This is a genomic window from Streptomyces sp. Act143 (assembly GCF_003143935.1).
Taxonomy (GTDB): domain Bacteria; phylum Actinomycetota; class Actinomycetes; order Streptomycetales; family Streptomycetaceae; genus Streptomyces.
The window spans coordinates 5,944,689-5,970,451 of sequence record NZ_QFRX01000001.1; the positions used below are offsets into that span (position 1 = coordinate 5,944,689).

26 protein-coding genes are annotated in these 25,763 nt (G+C 68.5%); 8 read left to right on the top strand and 18 right to left on the bottom strand.

Features of this window, described 5'->3' with window-relative positions:
- Window positions 1–40 precede the first annotated feature (40 nt).
- Window positions 41–1,741, top strand: coding sequence for a serine/threonine-protein kinase (locus DI272_RS27090; protein ID WP_109497856.1), 1,701 nt, complete (start codon window positions 41–43; stop codon window positions 1,739–1,741).
- A 24-nt stretch (window positions 1,742–1,765) separates the two neighbouring features.
- Here the strand turns inward: DI272_RS27090 and DI272_RS27095 are convergent, their stop codons facing one another.
- Both DI272_RS27095 and DI272_RS27100 read right to left on the bottom strand, forming a co-directional pair.
- Window positions 1,766–2,125: a DUF4190 domain-containing protein gene (locus DI272_RS27095; RefSeq protein WP_109497857.1), complete on the bottom strand. Its 360-nt coding sequence runs from the start codon at window positions 2,123–2,125 to the stop codon at window positions 1,766–1,768.
- Window positions 2,122–6,705 (bottom strand): FtsK/SpoIIIE domain-containing protein, encoded by a 4,584-nt coding sequence (locus DI272_RS27100; RefSeq protein WP_109497858.1) that lies wholly within the window; start codon window positions 6,703–6,705, stop codon window positions 2,122–2,124. The genes DI272_RS27095 and DI272_RS27100 overlap by 4 nt, the downstream gene beginning before the upstream one ends.
- Window positions 6,706–7,115: 410 nt before the next feature.
- On the opposite strand from DI272_RS27100, the gene DI272_RS27105 reads away from it, so the two are divergent.
- The 3 genes from DI272_RS27105 to DI272_RS27115 all read left to right on the top strand — a co-directional run bounded on the left by DI272_RS27105 (window position 7,116) and on the right by DI272_RS27115 (window position 8,708).
- Window positions 7,116–7,382 (top strand): WXG100 family type VII secretion target, encoded by a 267-nt coding sequence (locus DI272_RS27105; protein ID WP_059193207.1) that lies wholly within the window; start codon window positions 7,116–7,118, stop codon window positions 7,380–7,382.
- A gap of 113 nt (window positions 7,383–7,495) precedes the next feature.
- Window positions 7,496–8,149 (top strand): hypothetical protein, encoded by a 654-nt coding sequence (locus DI272_RS27110; RefSeq protein ID WP_109497859.1) that lies wholly within the window; start codon window positions 7,496–7,498, stop codon window positions 8,147–8,149.
- Window positions 8,130–8,708: a hypothetical protein gene (locus DI272_RS27115; RefSeq protein ID WP_109497860.1), complete on the top strand. Its 579-nt coding sequence runs from the start codon at window positions 8,130–8,132 to the stop codon at window positions 8,706–8,708. Before DI272_RS27110 ends, DI272_RS27115 begins: the two co-directional genes overlap by 20 nt.
- Window positions 8,709–8,768: 60 nt before the next feature.
- Here DI272_RS27115 and DI272_RS27120 read toward each other — a convergent pair whose 3' ends face one another.
- The 11 genes from DI272_RS27120 to DI272_RS27175 form a co-directional block, all read right to left on the bottom strand.
- Window positions 8,769–9,410 carry a hypothetical protein gene (locus DI272_RS27120; RefSeq protein ID WP_109497861.1) on the bottom strand — a complete coding sequence of 214 codons (642 nt, stop codon included), beginning with the start codon at window positions 9,408–9,410 and terminating at the stop codon, window positions 8,769–8,771.
- Window positions 9,411–9,447: 37 nt separating this feature from the next.
- A complete protein-coding gene (locus DI272_RS27125; RefSeq protein WP_258314690.1) occupies window positions 9,448–9,789 on the bottom strand; it encodes a hypothetical protein in 342 nt (113 codons plus the stop codon).
- Window positions 9,790–9,961: 172 nt separating this feature from the next.
- Complete coding sequence (locus tag DI272_RS27130) at window positions 9,962–10,372, bottom strand: hypothetical protein (protein ID WP_258314691.1); 411 nt, start codon at window positions 10,370–10,372, stop codon at window positions 9,962–9,964.
- A gap of 60 nt (window positions 10,373–10,432) precedes the next feature.
- Entirely contained in the window at window positions 10,433–11,410 is a 978-nt protein-coding gene (locus DI272_RS44645) for a hypothetical protein (protein ID WP_181387321.1), read from the bottom strand.
- Entirely contained in the window at window positions 11,407–12,021 is a 615-nt protein-coding gene (locus DI272_RS27145; protein WP_109497863.1) for a hypothetical protein, read from the bottom strand. The genes DI272_RS44645 and DI272_RS27145 overlap by 4 nt, the downstream gene beginning before the upstream one ends.
- A complete protein-coding gene (locus DI272_RS27150; RefSeq protein WP_109497864.1) occupies window positions 12,018–12,686 on the bottom strand; it encodes a hypothetical protein in 669 nt (222 codons plus the stop codon). The genes DI272_RS27145 and DI272_RS27150 overlap by 4 nt, the downstream gene beginning before the upstream one ends.
- Window positions 12,676–13,095 carry a hypothetical protein gene (locus DI272_RS27155; protein ID WP_109497865.1) on the bottom strand — a complete coding sequence of 140 codons (420 nt, stop codon included), beginning with the start codon at window positions 13,093–13,095 and terminating at the stop codon, window positions 12,676–12,678. The genes DI272_RS27150 and DI272_RS27155 overlap by 11 nt, the downstream gene beginning before the upstream one ends.
- Window positions 13,096–13,108: 13 nt before the next feature.
- Window positions 13,109–14,452, bottom strand: coding sequence for a putative T7SS-secreted protein (locus DI272_RS27160; RefSeq protein ID WP_109497866.1), 1,344 nt, complete (start codon window positions 14,450–14,452; stop codon window positions 13,109–13,111).
- Between the two features lie 45 nt (window positions 14,453–14,497).
- Entirely contained in the window at window positions 14,498–14,785 is a 288-nt protein-coding gene (locus DI272_RS27165; RefSeq protein WP_109497867.1) for a hypothetical protein, read from the bottom strand.
- Window positions 14,786–14,922: 137 nt separating this feature from the next.
- Window positions 14,923–15,999: a hypothetical protein gene (locus DI272_RS27170; RefSeq protein WP_109497868.1), complete on the bottom strand. Its 1,077-nt coding sequence runs from the start codon at window positions 15,997–15,999 to the stop codon at window positions 14,923–14,925.
- Window positions 15,999–16,670 carry a hypothetical protein gene (locus DI272_RS27175; protein WP_109497869.1) on the bottom strand — a complete coding sequence of 224 codons (672 nt, stop codon included), beginning with the start codon at window positions 16,668–16,670 and terminating at the stop codon, window positions 15,999–16,001. The genes DI272_RS27170 and DI272_RS27175 overlap by 1 nt, the downstream gene beginning before the upstream one ends.
- Window positions 16,671–16,755: 85 nt before the next feature.
- On the opposite strand from DI272_RS27175, the gene DI272_RS27180 reads away from it, so the two are divergent.
- Together DI272_RS27180 and DI272_RS27185 are read left to right on the top strand one after the other, a co-directional pair.
- On the top strand, window positions 16,756–17,349 hold the full coding sequence (locus DI272_RS27180; RefSeq protein ID WP_109497870.1) for a hypothetical protein: 594 nt from the start codon (window positions 16,756–16,758) through the stop codon (window positions 17,347–17,349).
- Window positions 17,350–17,361: 12 nt separating this feature from the next.
- On the top strand, window positions 17,362–17,844 hold the full coding sequence (locus DI272_RS27185) for a SitI3 family protein (protein ID WP_109497871.1): 483 nt from the start codon (window positions 17,362–17,364) through the stop codon (window positions 17,842–17,844).
- Window positions 17,845–17,964: 120 nt separating this feature from the next.
- Here DI272_RS27185 and DI272_RS27190 read toward each other — a convergent pair whose 3' ends face one another.
- The 3 genes from DI272_RS27190 to DI272_RS27200 form a co-directional block, all read right to left on the bottom strand.
- Complete coding sequence (locus DI272_RS27190) at window positions 17,965–19,221, bottom strand: hypothetical protein (protein WP_258314692.1); 1,257 nt, start codon at window positions 19,219–19,221, stop codon at window positions 17,965–17,967.
- 4 nt (window positions 19,222–19,225) lie between these two features.
- Window positions 19,226–21,634, bottom strand: coding sequence for a hypothetical protein (locus DI272_RS27195; RefSeq protein WP_258314693.1), 2,409 nt, complete (start codon window positions 21,632–21,634; stop codon window positions 19,226–19,228).
- 283 nt (window positions 21,635–21,917) lie between these two features.
- A complete protein-coding gene (locus DI272_RS27200) occupies window positions 21,918–22,460 on the bottom strand; it encodes an SMI1/KNR4 family protein (RefSeq protein ID WP_109497874.1) in 543 nt (180 codons plus the stop codon).
- A 54-nt stretch (window positions 22,461–22,514) separates the two neighbouring features.
- Here DI272_RS27200 and DI272_RS27205 point away from each other — a divergent pair, with 54 nt between their 5' ends.
- On the top strand, window positions 22,515–22,937 hold the full coding sequence (locus DI272_RS27205; RefSeq protein WP_109497875.1) for an SMI1/KNR4 family protein: 423 nt from the start codon (window positions 22,515–22,517) through the stop codon (window positions 22,935–22,937).
- Here the strand turns inward: DI272_RS27205 and DI272_RS27210 are convergent.
- Both DI272_RS27210 and DI272_RS27215 read right to left on the bottom strand, forming a co-directional pair.
- Window positions 22,934–23,587, bottom strand: a complete 654-nt coding sequence (locus tag DI272_RS27210) for a hypothetical protein (protein ID WP_109497876.1) — start codon at window positions 23,585–23,587, stop codon at window positions 22,934–22,936. The genes DI272_RS27205 and DI272_RS27210 overlap by 4 nt on opposite strands.
- A gap of 85 nt (window positions 23,588–23,672) precedes the next feature.
- A complete protein-coding gene (locus tag DI272_RS27215; RefSeq protein WP_109497877.1) occupies window positions 23,673–24,617 on the bottom strand; it encodes a hypothetical protein in 945 nt (314 codons plus the stop codon).
- Between the two features lie 408 nt (window positions 24,618–25,025).
- On the opposite strand from DI272_RS27215, the gene DI272_RS27220 reads away from it, so the two are divergent.
- A complete protein-coding gene (locus tag DI272_RS27220) occupies window positions 25,026–25,748 on the top strand; it encodes a hypothetical protein (protein WP_109497878.1) in 723 nt (240 codons plus the stop codon).
- Window positions 25,749–25,763: the final 15 nt, after the last annotated feature.

Below are 25,763 nucleotides of genomic sequence, written 5' to 3' on the forward strand. Positions count from 1 at the left end.
TGAGGGGGCTCGTGGCCGACGGGGGAAGGGGGCGGTCGTCGTGCAGCCGCTCGGAGTCGACGAACCCACGGTGGTGGGGCCCTACCGGCTGCTCGGCCGGCTCGGCTCCGGCGGCATGGGCCGGGTCTACCTGGGCCGCAGCGCGGGTGGCCGCACGGTCGCCGTCAAGATCGTGCACCCGCACTTCGCCCTCGACGAGGAGTTCCGAGCCCGCTTCCGGCGCGAGGTGGAGGCGGCCCGGCGGGTGGGCGGCGCCTGGACGGCCCCGGTGCTGGACGCCGACCCGGACGCGGCGGTGCCGTGGGTGGCCACGGGGTACGCGGCGGGCCCGTCGCTGACGGCGGCGGTGACCGAGAACGGTCCGCTGCCCGCGCCGTCGGTACGGGTCCTGGGGGCGGGCCTCGCGGAGGCGCTGACGGCCGTGCACGAACTGGGCCTCGTCCACCGGGACGTGAAGCCGTCGAACGTGCTGCTGACCCTGGACGGCCCGCTGCTGATCGACTTCGGCATCGCGCGCGCCACGGACGGCACCGCGTCCCTGACATCGACCGGGGTCTCGGTCGGCTCGCCCGGATACATGTCGCCCGAGCAGATCCTGGGCAAGGGCGTCTCGGGGGCGGCGGACGTCTTCTCGCTGGGAGCGGTGCTGGCGTACGCGGCGAACGGGGCGTCGCCCTTCCCCGGGGACTCGTCGGCCGCGCTGCTCTACAAGGTCGTGCACGAGGAGCCCGAACTGGGCTCCCTGAGCGGTGAGTTGCGGGAGCTGGTCACGGCCTGCCTGGCCAAGTCGCCCGCGGAGCGGCCGACTCCGGCGGAGGTGTCCCGGCGGCTCGCCCCGGAGGGCGCGGCACGGCTGGTCGCGGGCGGGTGGCTGCCGGGGGCGCTGGTCGAGAGGGTGAGCCGCAGCGCCGTACAGCTGCTGAACCTGGAGGCGGTGGGGGAGACGGCCGGGGCGGCGGCCGGGGAGCCGGCTTCGGGGGTCGTGGGGTTCAGCAGCGCCGCGGTGCTGCCTGGCGTGACGCCCACCGTGGGGGAGTTCGGGCCGGCGCCGGTCATGCCGGCGGTGACGCCCGCTGTCTCGGTGCCCGAGCCTCGTGATGCCGTGCCGGGGACGGCGGTTGACGCTCCGCGCGGGAAGCTGTCCGTCACCGTGGCGGCTGACACCGCTCCGGCGGCGGGGGGACGGGGCCGCAGACTCAGCTGCACGGTGGCCCTCGCGGTCGCGGGGGCGCTGGCGGCGGTGACGGTGGGGTCGGTGTTCGGCTTCGACCTGCTGCCCACCGACCAGGGTGACTCCGACGCGGGCGGCAGCGCAGGCGCGTATTCGCCGCAGCCGACAGCGAGTTCGGCGCCGACGGGCAGCACCGGCGCGGACGACACGGCCCCCGGGGCCGGGACCGTCCCTGATCGCTACCTCGGCACCTGGGAGGGCCAGGCCACCGGTTCCGGCATCCCGATGGGCACCTTCCGGCTGACCGTCAAGGAGGTGGCCGTGGGGCAGGAGCTGGGCCGGCTCAGGCAGACGGACATCCTCGGCGGCGTCTGCAACGACGTCCTGACCCTGAAGCAGGTGACGAAAACACAGCTCGTCGCGACGTCCGTGGGCGCCAAGGGGAACCACGACGGCTGCAACCCGGCCGCCCACACGGTCCGCCTGACACCGGTCGGCGACGACCTGAGGTACGTCTCGGAGAGCGAGGCGGAGGGGAACCCTGAGGCGCGGTTGTCGAAGGTCGAGTAGGCCAGGGGAGGCGGGCGGTGGCGCTCACGCGGAGTCGACCAGGACCGCCGCCCCCGCCACCAGCCCGGCGTAGGCCAGCACCAGCAGCAGCGCGAAGAGGACCAGCAACCAGCCGGTGACGATGCCGGCCAGGGCCAGCCCCCGGTCCCGGCCGCCCAGCCGCTTGCCGCGGCGCCGACCTAGATGCCCGGCGGGGATCGCGACGACACCGGTGACGAACACGCAGAACGTGTACAGGCCGCCGTACAGCAACCACAGCACCGGCGTCATGACGATGCCCGCGATCAACCCGGCGCCGAGCGACGCGGCCCAGATGCTGATCCGCGCAGGTGTGTTGCGGGCACCGCCCCCGACCGCCGCGGCACCCGCCGCCTCGCGGCTCACCCCGGCACCACGACCGTCCGCAGCTCCCCGTCCCCGAGATGCAGCATGCCCTTGCCCGGGGTGATCTGGCCGCCGACCAGGCCGCGGTTGAGGCGGACGCCGATGAGGTCGCCGGAGGAGGTCTCCTGGGGGGAGAGCAGGATGCCGCGGCGGGCCTTCTTGGCGTCGACCTGCCAGCCGGAGAAGCCGGAGCAGACGTCCTCCTCGTCACCGGCGATGACCATCGCGAGGCCGCGTTCGGCGCCGCGCGAGACGAGCTTCTTCAGCTGGCTCTCGGCGTCGCAGTCCTCCAGGATCTCGCCGTCGTCGACGAGGACGACGATCGGCTCCTCCAGGCTCGCCTCGTCCATCAGCTCCTCGAACTCGTCCTCGTCGATGTCGTCACCGGTGAAGACCTTCAGAACGCCTTCTGTGCCGTCCAGTTGACGGAGCGGGGACTGGCGCGGGGCCGCGATGACCAGTCGTACGCCCTGTGTGAGGTAGGACTGCGCGAAGTTCATCAGGACCGTCGAGCGGCCGGACTTGGCCGGGCCCGCGACCACGAACGTCGGCACCCCCTGCGACAGGTCCGGGCCGAAGCCGACGATCTCGTCGCCACCGATGCCGACCAGACCCCACAGCTTGGCGCGGGACGCCTCCGGGTCGCGCATCTCCCAGGCCTCCGGGAAGGAGACCCGGCTCGGCAGGCTGTCGACGCGGAACGGCCGGTGCGAGCGCGGCACGGCGGCGTCGCGCGCGGCCGCCGCCTCGCCGATCGCCGCCAGCGCCGCCGCCTGGCCCTGACCCGTGGTGTCCTCGGAGAGCAGCGCGAACTGCGTCTCCGTACCGAACTCGTTGCGGAAACCGCGGCCCGGCGGAATCTCCTCCGGCACCTTGCGGGCCGGGATGCCGAGCGCCGAGAAGTCGCTGCGGTCGGCGAGCCGCAGACCGTACTTGTCCTCGGTGAGGGTCGCGATCCGGCCCACCAGCAGCGTGCGGTCACCGGTGAGGACCAGGTGGATGCCGACCGAGGCGCCCTCGCGCATCATCGTCTGCAACTCGTCCGTCAGCGAACCGTGGTCGACCTCGCCGAGCGTGGGCACCCAGCCCTCCCAGCGGTCCAGCAGCACCACGATGTGCGGCAGCCGCTCGTCCTCGGCGACCGAGGCACGCTGCTCGCCGATGTCCGCGAACCCCTTGTCGGCGAGGAGGTTCTGGCGGCGGTCCATCTCGCCCTTGAGCCGGTTGACGAGCCGTACCACCCGCTCGGTCTGGTTGCGCCCGACGACCGCGCCGACGTGCGGCAGCCGGGTCAGCGCGTTGAGCGCGCCGTTGCCGCAGTCGATGCCGTACATGTGCACGTCGGCGACCGAGTGCGTCCGCGCGATCGAGCCCGCGAGCGTCCGCAGCACCTGCGAACGGCCGCTGCGCGGCGCACCGCCGATCATCAGATGCCCGAAGGATGCGAAGTCGACGGCGACCGGGCGGCGCGCCTGCTGCGCGGGCAGGTCCTCGACACCGTACGGCGCGGGCGGCAGCTTGCCCGGCCCGCCGGCGAACGCGGGCACCTGGATGTCGTCGAGGAGCAGCGTCTCGTCGAGCGCGGGCAGCCAGGGGCTGTGCTGCGGCGGGATGCCGAGCGAGCTGTTGGCGTCCCGGATGGTGTCGACGAGGACCTTGAGGTCGGTGATCTCCTCGTCCTCACGGGACTCGGCCTTGGGCTTCACGAGGGCCGCGCGGCCCAGGTCCTCCCAGGACAGCGGACCCACCCACGGCATGAGCACCGCGGGGTCGGCGGCACCGGGCCGCCGGCCACCCACACGCCCCGACTGGAAGGGCACAAGGGAGGCGTGCCCGAGCCGCACGTACGCCCGGCCCGGGGTGCTCTTGCTGATGTGCCCGGCCTCGGGGGAGTCGATGACGTCCGAGGACTCGCCGCCGTCGGTCACGCGCAGCGCGATGCGGAGGTTGGTGTTGGCGCGGATCTCCGGGGACACGACACCGGAGGGCCGCTGTGTGGCGAGGAGCAGATGAATACCGAGCGACCGCCCTCGCTGAGCGATGTTGACCAGACCCGTGACGAAGTCGGGCAGGTCACGCACCATGGACGCGAACTCGTCGATGACGATGAGGAGTCGGGGCACGGGCGCGTGCGAGGGATCGCGCCGGACCAGGTCCTGATAGTCCTCGATGTCCTTGGCGTCGGCGGCGGCGAGGATGTGCTCGCGCCGGTGCAGCTCGGCGCCGAGGGACTCCAGGGCCCGCTCCACCAGGTGGGCGTCGAGGTCGGTCACCATGCCGACGGTGTGCGGCAGATGGACACAGTCCTTGAACGCCGCGCCACCCTTGTAGTCGACGAGCACGAACGTCATGTTCTCGGGCGTGTTGGCCACGGCGAGCGCGGCCACGATGGTCTGCAGCAGCTCCGACTTACCCGAACCGGTGGTGCCGGCGATGAGGCCGTGCGGACCGTCCTTGCGGATGTCGATGCCGAAGGGCCCGTCGTACGACTCACCGATCACGGCGAGCGTCGACTGCCCGCCCATCCGCCAGCGGGCGACGATGGCGTCACTGGTCGGCGGTTCGAGCTGGAGCACGTCGAGGAGCCGGGAGGCGGCGGGCAGGGCGGAGTCCTCGGTCTCCCCGCTGATGTCCCGGAGCGGCGAGAGGGCGCGCGCGAGCCGCAGACACCAGGTCGGCGACACGAAGTCGGGCCGCACGTCCTTGATCCGCTCGGCACCGGCCTCCTCCACGCGCAGCCGCAGCTTGTCGGCGGCGGCTTCGGTGTGACTGCTGTCCTGGCCGGTGTGGTGCCAGGCCTGGAAGGAGGGGAAGCCGCCACCGGCGACCGGCTGCTGCGACTGGGCCTGCTGAAGGTAGTCGTACTCCTGCGCGGGCGGCTCGGCGACGACGTACGCCTGGCACTCGCCCGGCAGGAACCGCTCCTCGGCGTCGAGGCAGAGGGCGTACAGGGAGACGGCGGGCCCTTCGCGCAGAATCCGCACGACACCGGGAAGGGAGCGCAGCCGCCGCGACCCGTCCCACACGACGACGATGTCCGGGTCGCTGAACCCTGTGCCCTGCCCCTTGTTCTGCTCGGCGGCCTTCTTGCGGGCGTCGAGGATCTGGGTCAGCTCACCGATACGGGCGCCGACGGTCTCGGCGTCGGTGCCGATGAGGACGTTGACGTCCTGCCCGGAGCCGGGTCTGGCGTGCGGCAGCCAGCGGGTCCAGTCCCAGGACTCCTGCGCGGAGTTCTCACTCAGCACGTAGAACTGCACGTCCATGGGGCTGTGCAGGGCGGCTGTCTGCGCGACGGCCCAACGCCCCATGGCGCGGGCGGAGTCGCCGGGCCCGGCCATGCCGATGACCCCGAGGGACCGGAGGGAGAGCGCGACGGGAGCGTCCTCGATCTTCCAGGTGACCTGCCGCTTGTGATCGAGCTGCTCGGGGTCGTCGAGGACGACTTCCGAATCCAGCTGCCCGGTCCCGACCCGGATGAGCAGATGATCACGGTCGGTCCGCCGCCGCTCCCAGAGACGGGTGCGGGGCCCGGTGCCGAGGGAGAGGACGGTGGCGGGGTCGGGAATGGCGTGCCGCCGGTCCGTCCGCTCGGCGACGAGGGCGTCCTGGGCGTCCTTCTCGACTTTCTCCTTCTGCTCCTCGTACTCCTTGACCTGCTTGGCGTGGGACTTGCGGCCGTGCTTCTTGTCGTTGAAGTAGTTGGCGAAGAGCAGGATGGGGCTGAGGCCCGCCATGATCAGGTAGTACCAGCGCTGGAAGATCAGCACGGAGACGATGGCACCGACGAGCGGCGTGAGCGCCATCAGCCAGGGCAGCGGGCGCGCCTCGTACTCCCGCGGCGGCGAAGGCAGCCGGAACTTGGTCTGCCGGTCCGGGGGCCGCAGCCGCGGGGGCCGGTTGTAGTCGAGCCCGATGCCGTCGTCGGACCACTTGAGGGCGGCGTTGGGCGGCGAGTAACGGGTCAGCTCCAGCAGGGTGTTGCCGACGGCGATCTGCCCCCCGAGCGGCCAGTCGGTCTTGTCCTCCTCCACGGCGGTGCCGTCGAGCGTCACGGGCGCGGGGTCGTCGTCGCTCTCGGCCTTGGTGTGGACGGTGACCTGGCAGGTGCCGTCGGTGGCGACCGACAAGGTGAGGGCGCGGGCGTCGAGTTCGGGGTCGTCGATGCGGATGTACGAGGCCGGCCCGCTGCCGATGTCGTAGCGCCCGACGCCGAGCCGGTGCACGAACCCGGCGACCGGGCCGCCGACGACGCGCAGTTCGACGAGGCCGGTGGGTTCGCCGGGAAGGCATCCGGCGGGATCCTGGAGCGATACGACCGCGCCGTCGCGGAGGGGGGAGTTGACGACGGTGGCGGACGGATCGACGCCGTATCCGTCGACGTAGAGGAGGGGGGCGTTGTGGGCGGGGATCTGGTGCTGCTGAAGCCCCAGCGGAATGACCTGAGCGCCACCGGCGGCCCCGACCTGCTTGGCCAGCTCCTGGGCGATGTCCCCCACGGTGGACTCGGGATCGGCATCGAGCACGACATCGGCGGTGCCGCCGCCGAACGGGTCGACGACGGTCAGAGTCAGGCGCACGGTATGTCCTCCCCACGGCCACTGTGGCCCCCGTGGCTGCTTCTGCAACGCAGGCCACGGCAGGAATCGACGATATCCGGTGGGTGTGACAACTGGGGAGCGGGGAGGCGAGGGCGGGGTGCGGTGCTGTGGATAACTTCCCGATGGCAACGGCGCGTGCACGAGTTCGTGACGTCTTCACGACGTCTTGTTCACAACCGGGGATGTGACACCTCAGGTCCCACCCGTAAGCTGCTGCACCAAGAGCGGACGATCACACCGGCTGCCCCGGTTGCCCCGGTTGCCTCCGGGCCACCCAGAGCGGCCTGGCTGCCGATCGCTCTGCAAACAGGGAGCCACGGGGGTTGGCCCTGCGGCGTTTTGATGGGAGCGGCCACATGGCCAAGGACCTTGATGTCACATATCAGGACATGCGCGACGCTGCGAAGCACGTCGTCAAGGAGAAGGAAAAGCTCCAGGAGAAGCTCGACGGGCTGAAGAAGTACATCAACAACCTCGTCCAGTCCGGCTACGTGACGAAGAGCTCGTCCAAGGCCTTCGACGAGAACTTCGACGAGTTCGTCCGCGGCACGAAGGACACGCTGGACGGTCTGGACGGCATGGGGGACTACCTCACGACCGCTGCGGACAAGTTCGAGCAGATCGATGAGGAGCTGGCCAAGTCGGCTCGTAAGTAATCCTGCCCGACTGCCGGGCCGGCCTGCTGGAGTTTGACGGCGCGGTGCCTGCTTGCGGGCACCGTGCCGTCGCGTTGGTCGTGAGTGGGTTTTCGACGGAAGGAACGGCGGTCGTGAGCGACCTCACCGCCTGCGGCATCGTCTGTCCCACGGACTGGGTGCCGCTTCCCATCGACCCGTCGGATGACGTGAAGAGCTGGGCCAAGAGCACCGCGAAGGCCCTTCGTGATCGCAGCAAAGCGGCCGGTCATGGCGTGGACGGACGGGCCCTGCGGGACGACCTCCGGGCCAGGGCCGAGGACAGCCGATCTCGCGAGCCCTTCTACGCCTTCGCCTTCTATCCCGACGGTTTCGACACCGCACTCGCCGTCCTGGAAGTGGACCTCATCCATCCGGACGCGACAGTCCCGAGGATCACGCTCGACTGGCTGGCGGACACGTTCAGCGCACACGACTTCGGCCTGCCCCGCATCGCGCACGCCGAGTTGCCGATCGGCCCGGCGGTGCGGTTGCGGCAGAACTTCGCGCTGGATGCCCCGTCGGCTGCGCCCACCGGAACCCCGCTGAGAACGGTGACCTACGGGGTTCTTCCCACCGGCGCCGATAGTGCCGTCATGCTCCTCGTGTCGTGGACGGTGCCGGGCCTCGACGAGGAGATGGAGGAAGCCGCGGACAGCATTGTGCGGACTTTGACGGTGGAAATCTCGATTTCACCTGATGGTGGGCAGATCCCCGGGGAGCATGACGGTGACCACTCGCGACGGTGATCCTGATGCGCTCCCGGCGGACTACACCTTCGCGTTCGACTTCCAGACCGGTTGGGCCGACCTGACGCTGGAGGAGACAGACTTCGGTACGGCCTGGGGCGTGGCCACCGCGGCCGTGGCGACGGATCTCGAGGCATCCCGGCTCAGGCTCAAGCCAGCCATGTCGATCCGGGACCTACGCCGCAGAGCGCTCACCCTCAACCGGACCGGAACACACGTTGCCCCCCTTCTGTTGAAATCCTCCGACGCGGCGATCGTCGGCGCCCCGGACGCCCGCACCCTGACCCTGCCGGCCGGTCCGGCGGCCCGCGACCAGGGGGCGGCGCGGACGCAACGAGCCTTTCTGGGGCTGGGCAGGGCGAGGACCGTCGAGTACATCTGCTACGCGGTGTGTCCGCCTGGGGTGGCGGAGATCGGTGTCGTCTCAGTCATGTGGGAGCCGGGGGAGGGCGGTGGGCAAGTCAGCCGGTTGGTGGCTGAGTTGGTGGGGACGATGTGGGTCGTGGCGGTGGAAGTCGACGGGGACCGGAGAACGGTGGACATCAGGACCGGTGACTGAGACTGCGGCCCCGTTGCGTGCTCAGGCTCAGGAGTTGGGCTAATGCGAGGGGGGCGGACCTCAAAGGGCCATCCCGGGAAGCCGGAGCGTCCGTGCGAAGTCGTCCAGTGCCTCCATCGCGGCGGCGATCACTTCCGGATCGTCGTGGTGGCCGCGGAGCAGGACGTCGGGGAGGCCTGGCGGGGTGTGCCAGTGGTACGTCACCGAGGTCATCATGATGGTGCTGTCCGCAGGGTAAGAGCGGGTGACCCGGACCCCGTCCCCGCCCAGGTGCGACGAGGCGAACGGCACGCTGCCGGTTCGCTGCTGCCACTCGGGGATTTCCGGGTGCGGCACCGTGAGCGCGGTGATTCCCTCGCAGGAAGCCACGCCTGGGGCCTCACAGTGGATGCGGGTGGCGTGCATCACCAGCGGCATGTAGGTCAGGGGGACGGGGTGGTAGATGAACGCCTCGTCGGCCTGGAGTTTGTCCCGGAGCGTGACGATCGTCTGCTCGTAGAAGCTCTTGTGGAATCGGCGGAGTTTGCGGGTGAGCTCGATGTCGTGGACGGCGGCCAGACCAGTCAGGTGCAGGTCCAGCCATTCCTTGAAGGTCTTCTTGTCGATCTGAAGGTGGAGATAGCCCCAGAGGTCTGGGTTGGCATCCGTATCGATGTGGAGCGGGGCGCCGAGGTCGGTGCTCCAGAGGGTGCTTTCGGACATGGGCGGTCTCTTTCGTGGGGGCACTGCGAAGGAGCCTTCAGGCGTAGCTCCAGCGGAAGGTGTCCATCACGGCATCGAACAACTCCACGAGGGTGTCGTAGAAGACGGGATCCGAGCCGGGTGCGATCAGGGGGCTGAAGGAGAAGGCGAGATGCTGGTCAGGTCTGCTGTTCGGGACGGTGACGAAGTACTCGACCCGACGGTGCGCGACGTCGACGCCCTGTGCCGCGTCTGTGGGTACCTCTCGTTCCGAACGGAGAGCCGCAGTGTCGTCGAGTTCCCGTGTCTCGGCACCGGGGATCTCCGAGGCGAGCGAGGCCAGGGCTGTTTCCGGGCCGCTGGGCCTGACTCGGGGGATTTCGATCGGCTCCGAAGCCACGAACGAAACGCGGAACGTCGTCCTTGGGGAAGCCGACGGGCAATTTTGCGACGGTCTTCCGGACGATGCGGTCCATCGCTGCCTTGGTGCCCGTGCGTGGTGGGATCACGTCTCAGCCGGGCGGCGGCACCAGGTTGAAGCCGAAAGGGGGGCCGGCGGTGCTTAATGGTCGTCATGGCGCCCCCGCGCTATTTCCACGGCGTAGGCAACGCCTACGAAGAGCGCCCAGAGCGGGGCGGCGATCACGCCCAGCCAGAAGCCGAAGAACGGTGAGGGCAGGAAGAAGCCACCGCCCATGGCGAGGTCCCCGCGTGCGGTAGGGCGGACGATCCGTGGACCGGGGGTATTTCACGAACACCCAGACGTAGTGCAGAAGGCAGCCGACGATCCCGGCCTCGTAGACGTAGAGCACGTCATTCCTCAGGGACTTCGGCACCAGGATCATGACTTCCAATACCGGCAGGAACAGCGGCATCCCGATGATCAATGCCAGCCGGAGCCGCCGGTTGGGGCCGGTGCCCAGCCCGGTGCGGGCGGCTTCGGCCTCGGCAATGCCACGCGCATTGTTCAGGTCCATGATCATTCGTCACCAGTGGGGGTCGAGGGCGGGCTCCCGGGCCTGACGTGCCCACCCCCGCGCCTCCTACGGGACGCGGCCCGAAGGGGGCTCCGGGGCATGCCGGCTGCGCAGCTCGCGCAGTTCCTCGGGCGACCAGTCCTCCAAGTGGTATTCCGTGACGTCTACTTCGGTGCCGTCGGCATCCATGGTCATGCTCTCGCCGTGGATGCCGTAGAAGGCAGTGGTGGTGCTCGGCGCCAGAATCTCCACGCCGTAGCAGCCGCACGCGCGGCGGGTGATTGCGGGCGCCGAGGCGTCGGGAGCCTGAGCGGAGGCGAAGACCTCGACGGTCTTGCGCTGGGCGGGTGTGAGTGATGTGAGGGGCACGAGGGCCGGGTGGTCGGCCAGGTATTCCATGGCGAGCCGCCTCCAGTGGGAGTAGAGCCTGCACCAGGAGCCGTCCGTGAAGAGAATCCTGAAGTCGTTGCCCCCTTTGAAGTCCCGCCGCACGACTTCGGCGATGTTGGAGCGCGGGGTCTCCCACAGCACTTCGTCGTCGACGGGCGGCTGCGTGCCCCGTTCGCGGTGGTGCAGCCCAACGACGATCACGCGCTGGTCGGTGACGATTAGGTGCGTGCGGTAGCGCTTCTGATCCATGCGGGCAGGGTCCAACTGCCAAGGCAGGGTGCGGGCGATGCTGCCGGGTGCGCCCCAGAGGACGGGAAAGTCGGCGACCTCGTTCGCTGGGTCGTCGGAGGTCTTGGAGCCGGTGTCGCCGAAGGAGCCCTGGGTGCCGGGGACGAGAGAACTCACAACGGCGGCGGCTACGTTGCCCAGGAAGAACCCGAGACTCGTGACGGCACCTCGCCCCATGGCCCCACTGGCAGACCGGGCCGTGTATGTGGGCCCTTGGGGCCAGCCGGGCAACTCGGCCTGGATGTCATTGCCTTCGGTGTCCCGGAACCAGCGCATGCCGCGGACGGGCATGGCGGCGCCGGTGGCGAAGGTGACGGGGACGCGGGCCAGGAGGGTTTCGGTGAGGGGCGGGCACCAGACACTCACGGCGCGTAGATTCCCAGTGATCGAGCAAGAGACTCCAAGTCTTCTGCAGCCTGCATGATCCGTGCGACGTCCTCAGTGGCCGTCCAGATCACGACGTCGGCTCCATGCTCCGGAACCTGCCAGGCATAACGAACGCAGGCGAGCAGGTGCCGCGAATTCTCTTGAGGGACATAGCGAAAAACGGTCAGGCCTTCCCCGAGCTTGGGGGACTTGAAGCGTTTGACGACCGGAGGTTGGACGGCGCTCCTGTCATCAGCCAGGGTCAGCGCTCGGAGGGTCGGCTCGCGGGCCTCTGTCGAGGGCCCGATCGCCGCCAGGACCGGCAGCGGAAGGTCAGTCGGATGATCGCGATGAAGGAAGAGCCAGTGGTCTGAGCCTGGTGGAGAGAAAGCCTCGGCACAGCGTTCCAGCGTGCCTGCCACGAAGTCGACACCGTTCGGTCCGGGGTCGAGTTCACGGTCCAGCCACAGATCCTCGGCTTCCTCACGGCACCAGGAGCGGATGTCGTCCCACTCTTCAAAGGGTCCCGTTTCGCCTCCACGTGGCGGGAGAACAGTCCACGGGTAGGGGTCGATGTCTTCGATGTCGATGACGGGCAGGAAGTCGCTCACCCTCGCCTCCAGCGGAAGGTCGCCATGACGGCGTCGAACCATTCGACGAGAGCATCGGCCAGCTCATCGCGCGCGTCCCCGCCTCCGACCGTCGAGAAGGCAGCGATGAACCACCGGGCGTGATCGTCGGGTACGGCAATAATGTATTCGACACGGCGCGATGCGAGTTCGGCACCACGTGTGGGGTCGGCGTCGACCACGTGCTCACGGCGAACAGCAAGAGCCCCATCGATCTCCCCTGAACTCAGGTCGGCGTTGTCGACGCCATCCCGCGCCAGCAGCTGAACAGCCACATCAGCCGGCTCGGCTTGGCCCGAACCCTGTTCGTGCCGGGGCAGGAGAGTCTCTGAAACGACAATGGACGCACCCAGGTTGACATCCGCTGTCGGTTTCACCGGGAGATACAGGTCCAGGGCCTTTCCCTGCTGTGCCTGGGCGACTGCTGCCCGAAAGCGCCGCTCGAGCTCGCGCTTGTACGGGCCGATCTTGTCTTGCGGGGCGTCCTCAGGGATGCGCGAGAAGGCGGTCTTCAGGATGCGCTGGATGGCTTCCTCGGTGCCCTGCCGCAGTGGCACCTGATCCCACTGCCCGGGAAGGAGGACGCGGTAGCCGGTCACGGGATGACCGGCATCGGCGACTGACTTCGTCTGCTCTTCAGCCTGCATGCGCCGGCTCCCTCTGCTCAAGTTTCCAAATTGCCACAAGGCCGCTAATGCTTGCCGCGACGGCGATCCAGAGCACCCACACGCCTTGGAACAGAGCGAAGGCGAGACCATAGATCAAGTAGAAGCGCAGCGCCCACTTGAGGATGGTGAGTTCGCTGCTGAGATATCGCCAGTCCGACGGACGTCGGCACAGGAATACCAGGATCCCCGGAGTGAGTGAACACAGTGACCACTCCCATGTGGGCATCGGGAGCAGCTCGTTGTTGAAGAGATCCTTGGTCATGGGGCCTGCGAACAGACGGATGAGAGCCAACACGAAGATCCATTTGACGGCGCCCAGGCCGTAGGCGATGCGTTGTGTGCGCTGGTCGCCCTCGCTCGTGTCCTTCGGGCGCTGCTGATCGGTCATCGTCGAGTCTTCCTCACCATTGTGACGTCATGGGCACCGGTGCCGTCATGCGGTCCTTCATTCTGCTGTACCCGTCGTCAGTGACGGAGTCCGCGCTCTTGTCGGCGGCATCGAGCCCGGTGCTGACGGCCCACGACCCCTGGAGGAGGTCCTTATTGCGCTCAGCTTGGCGAGCGTTGTCGGCGAGGCTGGTGTTGTCGGGGTAGGCATCCCGCCACTTCTTGATGTCCTTCACCTGCTGGCCAACCTTTGCGTCACCCAATACGCTGGCCTTCTCTTTTACGGAGATCTGCGGCATTTCGGCGTCACGCACCTCGCCCTCCGCCTTCTGGCCTGCTTTGCGGTTTTTCTCCAGCATCTTCTGGAGTCGCGCATTTGCCTTCTGGCGGTTGGCGCTGGAGGTGCCGCCGCGCTTCCTGGCCGCCCGCGTGGCGGACTTTCTGGCTCCTTGGTTACGGGCTGCGGATTGTGCGGCCTTCTCGGCGTTGGCGAGGCCGCCGGCGGTCTTGCGGGATGCTTGCTGCAAAGCCTTGATGGCTTTTGCTGCTTTAATTCCGTTGCGGGCCATTTTCAGTGCGCCGATGTCCATCACCACGTCGAACCATGAACCATTTCCTGTGGCCGCTTGAGTCAGATGGATGGCGGCCACTACTACGGTGAGAACAAGTGCGATGACACCGATCGCCGGGAAGAACATGGCGAGAATACCAACGCCTGTGGCGATCCAACTGGCCCAGTCGGCGACGGTACTGAGCCATTCCTGGTCGGCGACCCACCCTTTGAAGTCGTTCCACCAGCTGTCTCTCATGTCGTCGTCGATGGACGACCGGATCTTGCCGGCGAAGTGAATTGCACGTTCCTGGTAGTCGCCTTCCGCCGTGTTGAGGCGCTTCCGGGCGTCTTCGAGGTCCTCTTTGGCCTGCTTGAGAACGGGATCTTCCTTCGGGGAGTCACCCGAATCTCCGTCCTTCTTCTTGGATTTCGACTTGTCTTCGGGTTTGGCGCTACGGCTGTCGATGACCTGCTGGGCTTCCTTGGCATCGCTCAGCGCCTTGTCTGCCTTCTTCTGGAACTCTTCCAGATCGTCAGCCCAATGGGAGAGATGTCCTTTGACCTCGCGGTAACGGTCCTCTGCCAGGTCCAGTTTCCGCCCCAAGCCCCGAGCGTTCTCGGACAGCTCGTCCGCGAAATCGCCCTTGAGGTTGTCGGCGTCCGCCATGGCTGTGAGCGCCTGGGCCTGTGTGCGCAGGTACTCGGCGATCTTCTTCATGTGCTTGACCTGATCGCGAACACCCTCAGGGTCGCCGGGTACGGGATCGCTCTCGCGCAGCGGATGCCAGTCCTTGGGCCTTGCCATTCTTGTCCCCCACAGACAGCGCTTCAGTAGGTGATAGGGTTCTTCTTACTTTTTCTTCTTGCCAGTCTTGGCAAGTTCGTTATCGAGGCCAATGAAGGCGTCCCGGGTACCCTCGACCATCTTTCCGACGCTGTCCAAATCCTCTAGGAGCTTCTTCCGGTTGTCGTCCCAGTTATCGATGAAATCAGTCATGGCCTTCTGGAGCTCAGACGCGCCGACGACGGAAGTGATTTCTTTCTTCCATTCGCCGAGTTCCTTGAACTCTTTCTTGATCTCGCTGAGTTGTGTTGCAGAATTGTTGAGCAGGTCGTAGTCCACGATCAAGTCCGACATCGATCCTCCTTCTCCGTGCGTTCCCTCACGATCGCATGGGACTGTCGCTCCGACGTTGTGGCACGCAATGTATGCGGGTCATTCTGAAGCGCGAGAGCACAGGAACTGCTCACGCATACGGATCCCATCGTGTGCTGTCAGCGGTTGACGGCCTGGATTTCCTGGACGGTCACGGCTTGTTCGTTGCCGAAGGTGCCGTCGGGCAGGTCGCCGCCGGCGCCGCCCGTGCCGGTCCAGGAGATGTCCCAGGTGATCGTGGCGCGGAGTTTGTATGTGCCGTTGCCCGAAGAACGCAGGTACTTGAGGCCGCAGGGCGGGGTCTCGTCCGACTTGCCCTTGGCGTACGGTTCGCCGATCGAGCCGTCGGCGTTGATCACGCACTGGCCGGACGCCGGGTACGTCTGGGCGTCGTCCGTTCCCGGCTCCAGCTTGAGGGACACCGGCTTGGCCGTGGTCGTCGCCTGGATGTTGAAGCCCGGGACGTTGATGGCCGCCGTGGCCCGGACCTCGTCGAAGACGGTCTTGTCGAGCCAGGCCCAGGTCGGGAGGTTCACCTTCGTCGTGGCTGCGGGGGCGAGGGTGACCTTGGTGTCCGGCAGCGTCATGTGCTGGTACGCCAGGGCTGCCAGCATCTCCGGCTTGATGGCTTCCGGGTACTGGGGCGGCGGGGTGTCGCCGTTGTCGACCCAGAAGGGGAGCTCGTTGCAGGAGCTGCGCTTGAGTATGTCGGGCTCGTTGGGGTTCTCCACCCCGGCCCAGAACATTCCCTCGCCGTCCTTGTCGACGTTGTAGTCCTTGTAGCCGGGGGTGTCGGTCCAGCCGTACTCGTCCTCGTAGTGCTGCTGCACCTGGCCGATCGCCGTTCCCGCGGTGCCGCCCATGCCGGGGGTGTTCTTGGCCTTCTCGATCTCCCCGGACATCTTCTTCTTGAAGTCCTTGGCGCCGAGGTAGGGGGCGTACCAGCAGGGCGGGGGCGTCCAGTTGACGTCGGAGGACGTGACGTTGCCGGTGCTGCCGTTCTTGGTGACGGAGCCGGAGTACTGGATTTTGGCGGCGGCGTAGATGCCCTTGTCGTCGCTGCCGGCCGACTGTTGTGCCTCGTCGCCCTTGCCGGTACCCACCCCGGTTCCTGCGTAGGCGGGAGCTGTGAGGGTGAGGGCACCTACGGTCAGCGTCAGTACCGCGGTAGCGAGAAGCGGGCGAAGCGTGCTCATCACTGGCACTTCGCCGCCTTCTCTTCGACGTACACCTTCGAGGCCTGCCACAGATCCGCGCCCGTGGGGTACTTGACCATGATGATCTTGTAGTAGTCGAAGTCGACGATGCTGGGTTCGGTCTTGAGGACCTTCCCGGTCTTGGTCTCCTTGGCGTAGAACTTGGTCGAGTCGGAGCAGAACGCCACCTCTACCGACTCGCCGTTGGCGGCGGACCGGGTTGTGGCGTCGTAGTGGCGCCGGGTGCCGGTGACTGTCCAGCCGCCGTCGATGTAGGCGTTGATCTGCGTGGTCGCGTACTTCAGTCCCCCGCCGGTGGCATACGTGGAGACGGCCGCGTTCTTCGTCGTGTGCCTGTCGACGCCCTGGTAGATGGCGCGGAGGAAGTTCGCGGCGTCATCCATCGCCGCTGCTTCGTTCTTTTCCTTCGGCTTGGCCCAGTCGAAGACGAAGTCGACGTCCTTGGGCAGCGACACATCCACCCCATCCGGCTTGTCCTCTGCCGGCGCCCCCGACGCAGACGCCGACGCGCTCGGCGTCGCCGACCCCTGATCAGCGCCGGCGATCTTGTCGTTGTCGCTGGCTTTGTCGTCCCCGCTGCCGCAGGCCGTCAACAGCAGTGAGGCCGTTGCCACCAGCGCGGCAGCAACGGGCAAAGAGCGGCGCTTCACAGTGAACTCCCCGTGAGACATAAGTTCAGTCAAGTGATCTGACGGTATCGGTGAGGTTCTCTGTTTCGCCAGAGCGAACTTGCCTGTGAACGAGGCAATTCCGGACGTACGGGGCGCTTGCGGATGTGAGTCGTGTCCTGATCGTGCCCGAACGGGGGACGGCCTCGGCCTCGCCGCCCTCGGCGCCGGCGAGGAGATCGGCAGTGGGCTGCTGGACGCCACGGGGATCGGAGCGGCCATCGGCATCCCCATCAACGTCGCCGCCGCCGCGCAGATCGGTGTGGGGCTGTCCGTGGCGGGCGCCGGGAGGGCGAACATCATGCAGGACGCGGCGGGGCCGGACCGCCGGATCCGGCCGCGCGGCCACGGGGGAGGCCAGAGCCGCTCAGCAAGAACGATGCCGCCGAGACGGTACGTGCGAAAGGCCGGGAGGTGCATCCGCGGAGACCCTGGCAAAAAGGCAGGGCTACGACGTGGAACAGAGAACCCCCGTTCCATCTGGTCGGCCGTCCAGAAGAAGGTCGACGCAGGTCAGACAGATGGGGTGGTTCTCAATTTGAGGGACAGCGACGCGGACCTGGGAGCATTGCGGTCGCAGTTCCAGAACTGGCCCATGGGTGGGCTGAAAGAGGTCACGGTCATCGATCGGGCCGGCAATGTCGTCCACCTCTATCCGTAGGATCAGATCAGCATGGCAATCTCTTACGACCTCGACTGCGCGACCGAGACGTCGACGGCCGAAGTCGCGGCTCGGCTGGCTGAGATCGGTAGGGGCATCGGCGTATTCGATGCCACGGTCACTCCCGAACTGCTCGTCGACCCCGGTGCGAACACCCGGCACGGCACCTGGATTCGGGTGGCCCGACAGGGAACGCCGCACCCCTGGCACCCGGTTGTCGCAGACCTGGGGTTCACGCCTACCGTCTCTGCTGCCTTCCGCATGGCCAAGGACACCGAGATCAGCGACCAGCAGGACGACATGCTCCGCCTGGTGCTCGCCTTGCTGGAGCAGATCGATGGTGACGCGGTGCTTCACTACCAGTACGAGGCGATCTGGCTGCTCCGGAAAGACGGCGAGCTGAGCCTGAGCGAGAACGACGACCTCTGGCGACCCCACCGGATTCCCTTCGTGACCCGGCCTTACCGGCGTGAGACGCATCGGTTCGAGGACTGAGGGCGGATTCGGCCGACCGGCCGATACGGCCGTGGTTCACTGCGTCGGTATCCCTCGGCGTCACTCAGCATCGCTCGGTGGCATTCAGTGGCATTCGGTGGCATTCGGTGTCGTTCGGTGTCATTCCTGCGCGTGCGTGAAGTCCCCCCGCGCCAGCCGAACCGTCAGCGAATCCTCGCCCCGCAGGAGCGACCCGTACCCCGTCGCCGCCCACACACTCCGCTCGGCCGGCACCTCGAAGTACGGGACCTGGTGTCCGTCCGTCGTGGTGTCGGTGAGGACCTCGGGGGCGCGGTGGTGGCGCAGGGCGCCGGTACAGGCGGCGCAGGTCGCCACCTGGGCGCGGTCCCGGCGGCCCAGGGGGCGCCAGGTGGTGCGGCGGGTCGCTCGGCCGTGCAGGGGATTGAAGAAGCAGAGGGGGAGGGCGGACACGGTGTCGGTCAGGGCGTCCCGGCCCTCCGTCACCAGGGCGAGTACGCCTGCCAGGTCGGGCAGGCCGCGCGCGGCATCCAGGACCTTGGAGGCAGCGGAGTACGCGTCCAACGCCCGTTCCAGAGACGGTGTCGCGCCCGGTGATGCCGCCTGGGCCGCCTCGCCGAGTGCGATGACCTCGGCCTCCGCACGGCGGCGCAGGGCGCTCTCGTCGGCCGCTTCGGCCGCCGCGAAGACCGCTTGCGGGTAGGCGAAGGGCGAGGGCGGTGGGGGGCCGCCTGCCCTGCGGCGCCTTCGTACGAGGAGCAGGGCACCCAGCGTCAGCAGAGCGAGTGTCGGGATGGCCGGCAGCAGCCATGCCCACGTCGATTCTTGCGTATCCGGCTCGGGCGTGGGCGTGGGGGAGGGCGCCGGGGCCGAGGTGCCCAGGTCTTGGATCGCCTCCTCGTACACCCTTGTCCCGTTCCCCGCCGCCACCAGCTCCACGGCCTTCGCGGTCAGGTCCGCCAACCCCGCGTCCCGTGTCTCGTCCAGGAAGCCCGCGGCGGCCACGGCGTCGTGGGTCTGGTGGGTGTCGGCGGGCCACTCGTAGCCGTTGAGTGAGTCGGTGAAGTCGCCGTCCGTCGTGATGAGGATGAACTCGCGGAGCCCCAGGCGGTCGTGGATCACCGACGCCAGGGTGTCCGCCTCGCCGTCGAAGTTGTCGCCCTTCGTGAGGGGGGTGAGGACGACCTTGATGGGGAGGCCGGTCGCCGCGATCTGCTTCGTCAACTGGCGCCGGCGGGAGGGCGGTACGGCGTCGGCGTAGGCGTCGGACACGTAGACGGGTGACTTGCGCAGGGCGTTCGCGATGTGTTCGCCGGGGGACTCGGCCGCTCCCGCGGGGGAGCCCGAGAGCATCGACAACACCAACGCCAGCAGGGCGGTTGCCAGAGCGCGACGCATGTTCCTACGGCGCATGTGCCGCCTCCCGTACCTTCCGGCCGAGCTTCGTGAAACCGTCCGGGACCGCCGACAGCAGCTCGTCCTCGTAGTACGGCACCCCGTTGGGCGGCAGCTTCAGCAGACGGGCCGGGATCTTGTGCGGGTCGTCCAGGCAGACCTCGCACAGCGGGAGCATCCGCCTGCGGGTCTCCACGCTGGACGTCCGGACGTGGCGGCTGGTCCTCGCCGGGCCGTGCAGGGGGTTCACGCCGCAGCACAGGGTGCTGTCGTCGCCGGTGAGGGCGGCGCGGGTCGCCCGGGCCAGGACGATGATCGCGGTGAGGGTCGCCGGGGACAGATCGTCCACGCTGTCGCCCTGCGGCGCCAGGAGCATCGTCGCGTCGTAGCGGTTGCGGGCGCGGGTGTCGGCCGACTCACCGGTGCCGAATGCGCGTGTCAGCGCCTGGAGTTCGCAGCGGGCCGTGTCGCGCAGGTAGGGCTTCGTCGGCATGGCCGGGGACACGGTCGGCAGGGTCGAGGGCTCCAGCGGTTCCGGGTTGCGGCGCAGGAGCGACTTGCGGGTGAGGCCCAGGGCCGCCGCGACCAGGGCCAGCAGCGCGCTCGCCGCGAGGGTGCCGATGACCAGACCCGGCCAGAAGTCGCCGTAGAAGAGCGGGTTGAGCTCGTCCTCGGTGAGCGGGTCGGTGATCGGGTACGGGTCGCCGGGTGTCGTCGGGTCGTCCGTGCGCTCAGTCTCGTCCAGGGTGGTCATGACGGTGGTGAGGCGCTCGCCGAGGAGGTGGTCGTCGGCCTCGTCCGCTTTCTCGTCGCCGTAGGTGACGGACTCCGGGAGGTCGTAGAGGAGGCTGTAGGAGTCCAGGCCCAGGCCGTAGTTGAAGACGTCGATGTAGCCGTTCAGGGGGTCGGCGACGATGTACACGCCGTCCTTGCCCAGCTTGTCGTGGACGGCGTACGCGAAGTTCTCCTCGTCGCTGCCGGACTCGTCCTCGTACAGCTGCGGGACGAGGGCCATGAAGACCGGCCCGCCGCCCTTCGAGGACTGGAACTTCGCGATGCGGGCGTGGAGTTGATCGAGTTGCGGCTTGTCCAGGGCGCGGGGGCTCTCCGGGTCCTGGTAGACCGGGTCCTGGGACAGGCCCTCGGCGACGCGGTCGAGACGGGCGTTCAGGTCGATGGCCCGGGGGCGCGGGGAGGCGCTCGATGTCGTCTGGTCGAAGACGTGCGGGGCGGTCACGGCGATCGCGACGCCCGTGGCGACGGCGGCGGCAGGGAGCAGCCAGCGGTGCCAACGTGGGGTCGGATCGCGCTTCTTGAGGGGCACCGGCGCTCCCGGCCTGCGGCGCCACCATCGTCGTACGTAAGGCACCAGCAGCAGCATCGCCAGCGGTACGCCCGTGAGGGCGATGCCGGTGAGGAACGACTGGTTGTCGCGGTCGCTCGGGCCGATGTACATGTCGGCGGGCTCGCCGTCGGCGTCGTACCTGGCGCGGGCCGTCTCCGCGCGGGCGGCGGCCTTCTCGCCGCCTTCCGCGATGACGTCGACGAAGCGCTCGAAGCTGCGCAACGGTCCTGCGTCGTAGGGGAGTTCGTAGGAGGCGGTGGTGACCGCGTCGTCGGCGGGGGCACTCACGCCGTACGCGGTCGCGTCCGTGACCGACGAGTCGTCGATCAGGACGTAGAGGCCGTCCTTGCCGAGGCGGTCGTGCACCGCGCCGAGGAGCGCCTCGCCGTCGGCGGCCTCCATCGGGAGGACGAGGACGTAGGTGGGGACGCCGGTGCGCTTCGCGAGCTTGGTGAAGGCAGGGGTGGTGGACTTCGGGATCTCACGCGGGAGTTGGTCGGTGACGTAGACCGGGCTCGTGCGGAGCTGCTCGGCAAGGTAGGCGGCCTGGGTGTCGGTGGCGGGCTCGGCGGCGTGGGCTGTCGGGGTGACGGTCGCGAGGAGAGCCATCAGGAAGGCGCCGACCGTGAGGAAGGCGCAGACCGTGAGGAAGGCCGGGGAGGGCCTCGGCCCCGTTGTCGCGTGAGCCGCCGTCGTCCGCGTCGCCGCCCGCATCGCCGTGTTCCCCCGTTCCCCGCCTGTTTTCACGCGCGGCACTCTACTGGGACGGTTCGCTAGTGCGAAAGCTCTGCAGGGGGAGGCCGCGCTGTCCGGTGACGGGAGATGGGACCAGGAGCCGTCCGTGAAGACGATCCGGAGGTCATGCCCCGCGACGCCGTACGTTCTGCGTTCGCTCGTCGCGACGGTGGTCAACTCGGTTTGCCACAGCACCTCTTTCCATGGCTCCCGAGGGTCGTCCAGTGCGCCGAGGAGGACGAAGCGACGGTCGGTGAGTACGGCGTGGGTGGCGTCGGTGCCGGTGTCGGGGCGGCGGGCCGGGGCGAGTTGCCAGGGGAGGGTGCGGGCGACCATCACCGTCGGACACGGGCGGTACGACGGGCCCGTCGGCCGGCCAGGCGACTCGGTTTGTATGTCGCAGCGTTCGGGGTCGCGGGACCATCGCCGCCGTCCTTTGACGCGGAGAGCGGCGCCCGTCGCGAAGGAGACGCGGGCTTTGACGATGACGTGTTCGTCGGGGGCGGGCTTGCAGTGTGCGCTCGTGATGTGCCGGTGTTCGCTCCTGCGCCTGATCCTGAGTCTGCCCCGTTCTCTCCGCTCCTGCCCTGCTGCCGCTCGGTCCCTCCTCCGCCATGGATCAGCGGCAGAGCTTCTCTATGTCCTCGTCGAACGTCGGGAACTCCGTCCGAGCCTCCGCGAAGATCTCGTGGGCCGAGCGGCACGGGGTCGTCGCGTGGAGGTGGGCGAGGGAGGCGAAGTGGTCGTTCTGGCGTGGGGTGCGGCTGGGGAACAGGGTTGCCTCCAAGGGGCCGAAGCCGTCAGCCAGTACCCACAGGAAGTCCGACAGGTTCCCGGCCACCACAGCGGTCTCGCCCTCCGAGCTCAGGAACACGACCGGCTGGTCGGCGAGTGGGCGGCCCTCGCGGACGGACCAGAGCGCGGCGCCTCCCCCTGTACCGTCCTGGCCGAAGAACCGGTACGCGGAGCCGTCGAGGTCGTGGTTGCCGGTCCACTGGCGCAGCCAGGCCGTGGCGTCGTCGACGGGGAGGAAAGCGTCGTACGGCTCGAAGTCGATGCCGTCGCCGTCGTCGTATGCGAACTCGGCCTGGCATATGGCCGCCAGGGTGGGTGGGAAGGCGTATTCGGCCTCGGGGGTGGCGTTGTCGGTGGTGGCGATCATGGGGACAGAGTAGGGACGAGCACTGACATCGCCGACCGGTGAGGAGCATCCGAGATGTGGCGGGAGATTGTCGCGGCGTACCCGGAGGCACGGGCGGCCACCCCTGCCGACCCCGCCGCGCTCGACCGTGCCGAGGCCGGCCTCGGGCAGCGGTTGCCGCCCGGGCTGCGGGCGCTGCTGCTGGAGTGCGACGGGGTGGTGGGGCAGACCGGCGAAGACGTCGTCTGGTCGGCGGCGCGCATCCTCGACGACAACCTCGCCTTTCGCCGTACGCCCGCATTCCGTTCGCTGTACATGCCGTTCGAACCGTTGATGTTCTTCGGGGACGACGGCGGGGGTGACCAGTTCGCCTTCGTGCGGGTGCCGGAGCGGGACCACGACGTGTTCGTGTGGGACCACGAGACCGACTCCCGCAGCTTTGTGGCCGGAAACCTGGAGGCCTATCTGCGGCACGCCCTCGACCCCGAGGAGTTCTAACCGAGCTTCGCGTTCTGCGCCTTGACCACATCCTCGGGGACCGTGGCCTGGGCCGAGCGGCCGTTGATGAAGCCGCCGCTGTCGATCGAGAAGTAGTTGACGATCGTGTCGCCGAAGCGGAAGGTCTGGGTGCGCATCGTCTGAGTGCCCTGGTAAGGGACCGTCGAGACGGTGGCGATCGACTCGTCCGCGCCCGTGGCCGCCGGAGCCGTCTCCTTCTTCACCGAGGAGTAGGTGGTGGAGGCCTTCGCGGACTTCGCGGTGTAGCCCGCCGTGCAGGCGGAGGCCGCCTCTGCCAGGCCCTTCATCGCCGCCTCGGCCTTGCCCGGCGCGTAGGTGGCGAGGGTGATGTAGGTGTAGACGGTCCTGCCGTTGTCGGCGATGCGGACCAGCGACGCCTCGGGGTCGCCGAGGGGGAGGTAGTTCGTCGCGTACGCCATCGGGGCGCAGACCTTCTTGTCGAGCAGCTTCGCGGGTTCCTTCGCCGGGTCCGCGGCGGGCTTCGTAGCGGCTGCCGTGGCCGTGGCCGTGGCCTTCGCCTGGTCGGTCGTCCTCGCGTCCGAGTCTCCGTCCGCTCCGCCGCACGCCGTCAGCGTGACGAGCGACAGCGCGGACAGCAGCGGGAGGGCGGCCAGTGCGGCGCGCTTCATTAAGGGGACTCCGCGGTCTTCGTCTGTGCCTTCCGTGTCATGCATGTCATGCATGACGTGCATGTTTTGCGTGCCTTGCGTGTGTTTACGGGACGTATGTTCCGTGCAGCAACTTCTGCAGCTGCGGTGAGAGTTCGGGCACCTGCGCCCCGGCCGCCTGCGCCGCCGCGACCGCCCGGACGTACTCCGTCGCCTCCGCCCTCAACCGCGCCTTCTCGCTGCCCTGATTGCGGCCGATGAGCCACACGATGAACGCGAGGGGGATCAGGGCGAGGGCCCCGTAGCCGATCGGCTCCGTCTCCGACCAGGCCCACCCTGCGCCGACGGCGCCCGCGATGATCAGCAGACAGCCCGCCTCGTCGTGCCAGCCCCCGGTGTCGGCGATGCGCTCGTACTCGGCGACGGCGGCCGGCTTCGGCGGGACGGGGGCGGGAACGGGGGCGGGGACGGAGGCGTGCGGGACAGGGGCGGAGGCGTGCGGAGCGGGGGCGGTTGAGGGCGCGGGCGTGGGCACCGCGGGCGTCTCCGCCTTCGGGTACGTCGGGATCGGCAGCACCGCCTTCCCGCCCCCGCCCCCGGCCTCCGGCCGACCCTCCAGCCACGGCGGGATGTGCGCCAGCGGCAGCCCGTGCGCCCGGGCCACGCCGAGCACCTCGCGGTACCCGGCGAGGGCGGGGTGCTCCAGCTCGCGCCGCCAGCCCTTGCGGACGTGGACCAGCGCTGCGACGGCCGCGATCAGGGGAGGGCCCGCCAGCGCCGCCTGCGTCGGCCCCAGCGCGGGGACACCCATGGCCGTGAACACCCAGCACACGACGGCCACCAGGGTCAGACCCGCCACCCAGGCCAGCGGCCTGTGTTGCGCCGCGTGCGCGGCCGTGCGGCGCTCCGCCAGCAGAACGGACACCGCGCGGTCGTCGGTGTAGTCGACGCCGGTGCGCGCGGCTGTCGCCCGCACCACCTCCAGCACGCGGGGGTCGGACGCCAGCGCCGCCCCTCCGATCGGCAGGAGGTCCGTCTCCGGCTGTGTCATCGCTACAACTCTCCGTGTACGTGGTTCGGGCAAAAGATCATGGCACGGCGCTTCCGGGCCTTCGTGAGTGAATCGTGCAGGCCTCATGGCCGGGTCGTGACGAACACTCCGGCGCGGGTGGAGTGGCATACGGCGCATCGATTCGCTGCCGCACAGGTCACGACCCTTCTCCGGCTGCCGGACAACTGAGCCGAACGCCCCTGAAGTTGCAGATGAATAACGGGGGGCGGGGTGAGGAGCATGACGCCGAACGCGCCTTGAGGGGCTTATGTGCGGCTGATACGGTGCGATGGCTTGACACTCACCCCAGCGATGGCTATTCGCACAAGTCGAGTGGACCTGGGTGAAGTGTCCTAATTTTCAGCTGTTTTGGCAGACTCTTTTCTTGGGTGTACGGGGAGCGGTTGCGTGAAGATCCAAGAGCGTACGGGGGCGGGTCAGGGTCGTTCCGCCGTTCCGGCTCAGCCTTCGGTCGGTGACCGGCTTCCCACACCTCCTCGCGAGCGCAAACCGGCGCTGGCCGCGTTGGCGGTGCTGCTGATCCTGGTGGGGGCGCTCGGCGCGACCATGCTGGTGCTCCAGGCCGGCGACCGGATCGAGGTCGTCAAGGTGACCAAGGAGATCCCGGCCGGCGAGTCGGTCAACAGCAGTAACGCGACCTCCGTGCTGGTCGCCAAGGACGACAGCATCAACTACGTCGAGTGGGGCGACCTGGGAACCCTCTCGGCCTACAAGGCCAAGTCCACGATCTACGCGGGCACGGTCGTCATCGGCGACATGTTCACCAAGGGCACCAGCCTGCCCGCGGGCAAGGCCGCCGTGGGCGTGGCCCTCAAGGAGGGGCAGTACCCCGCCGACATCAAGGCCGGCGACACCGTTGCCGTCTACAACGTGGAGACCAGCTCCTCCAGCTCCAACTCGGACTCGAACGGCAACAACTCGGCCTCCGCTTCGTCGGGCGGCGTGATCGTCGACAGCGCGAAGGTCGACAAGGTCGCCGAGGACAGCGACGCGACCGTGAGTACGGGCAACCTCTCGCTCACGCTCCTCGTCGACCAGGACGACGCGGCCGCCGTGGCCAAGGCGGCCTCCGCGGGTGCCGTCGCCGTCGTGCACGTCTCCGGCAACTAGAAGGCGGCTCTGACC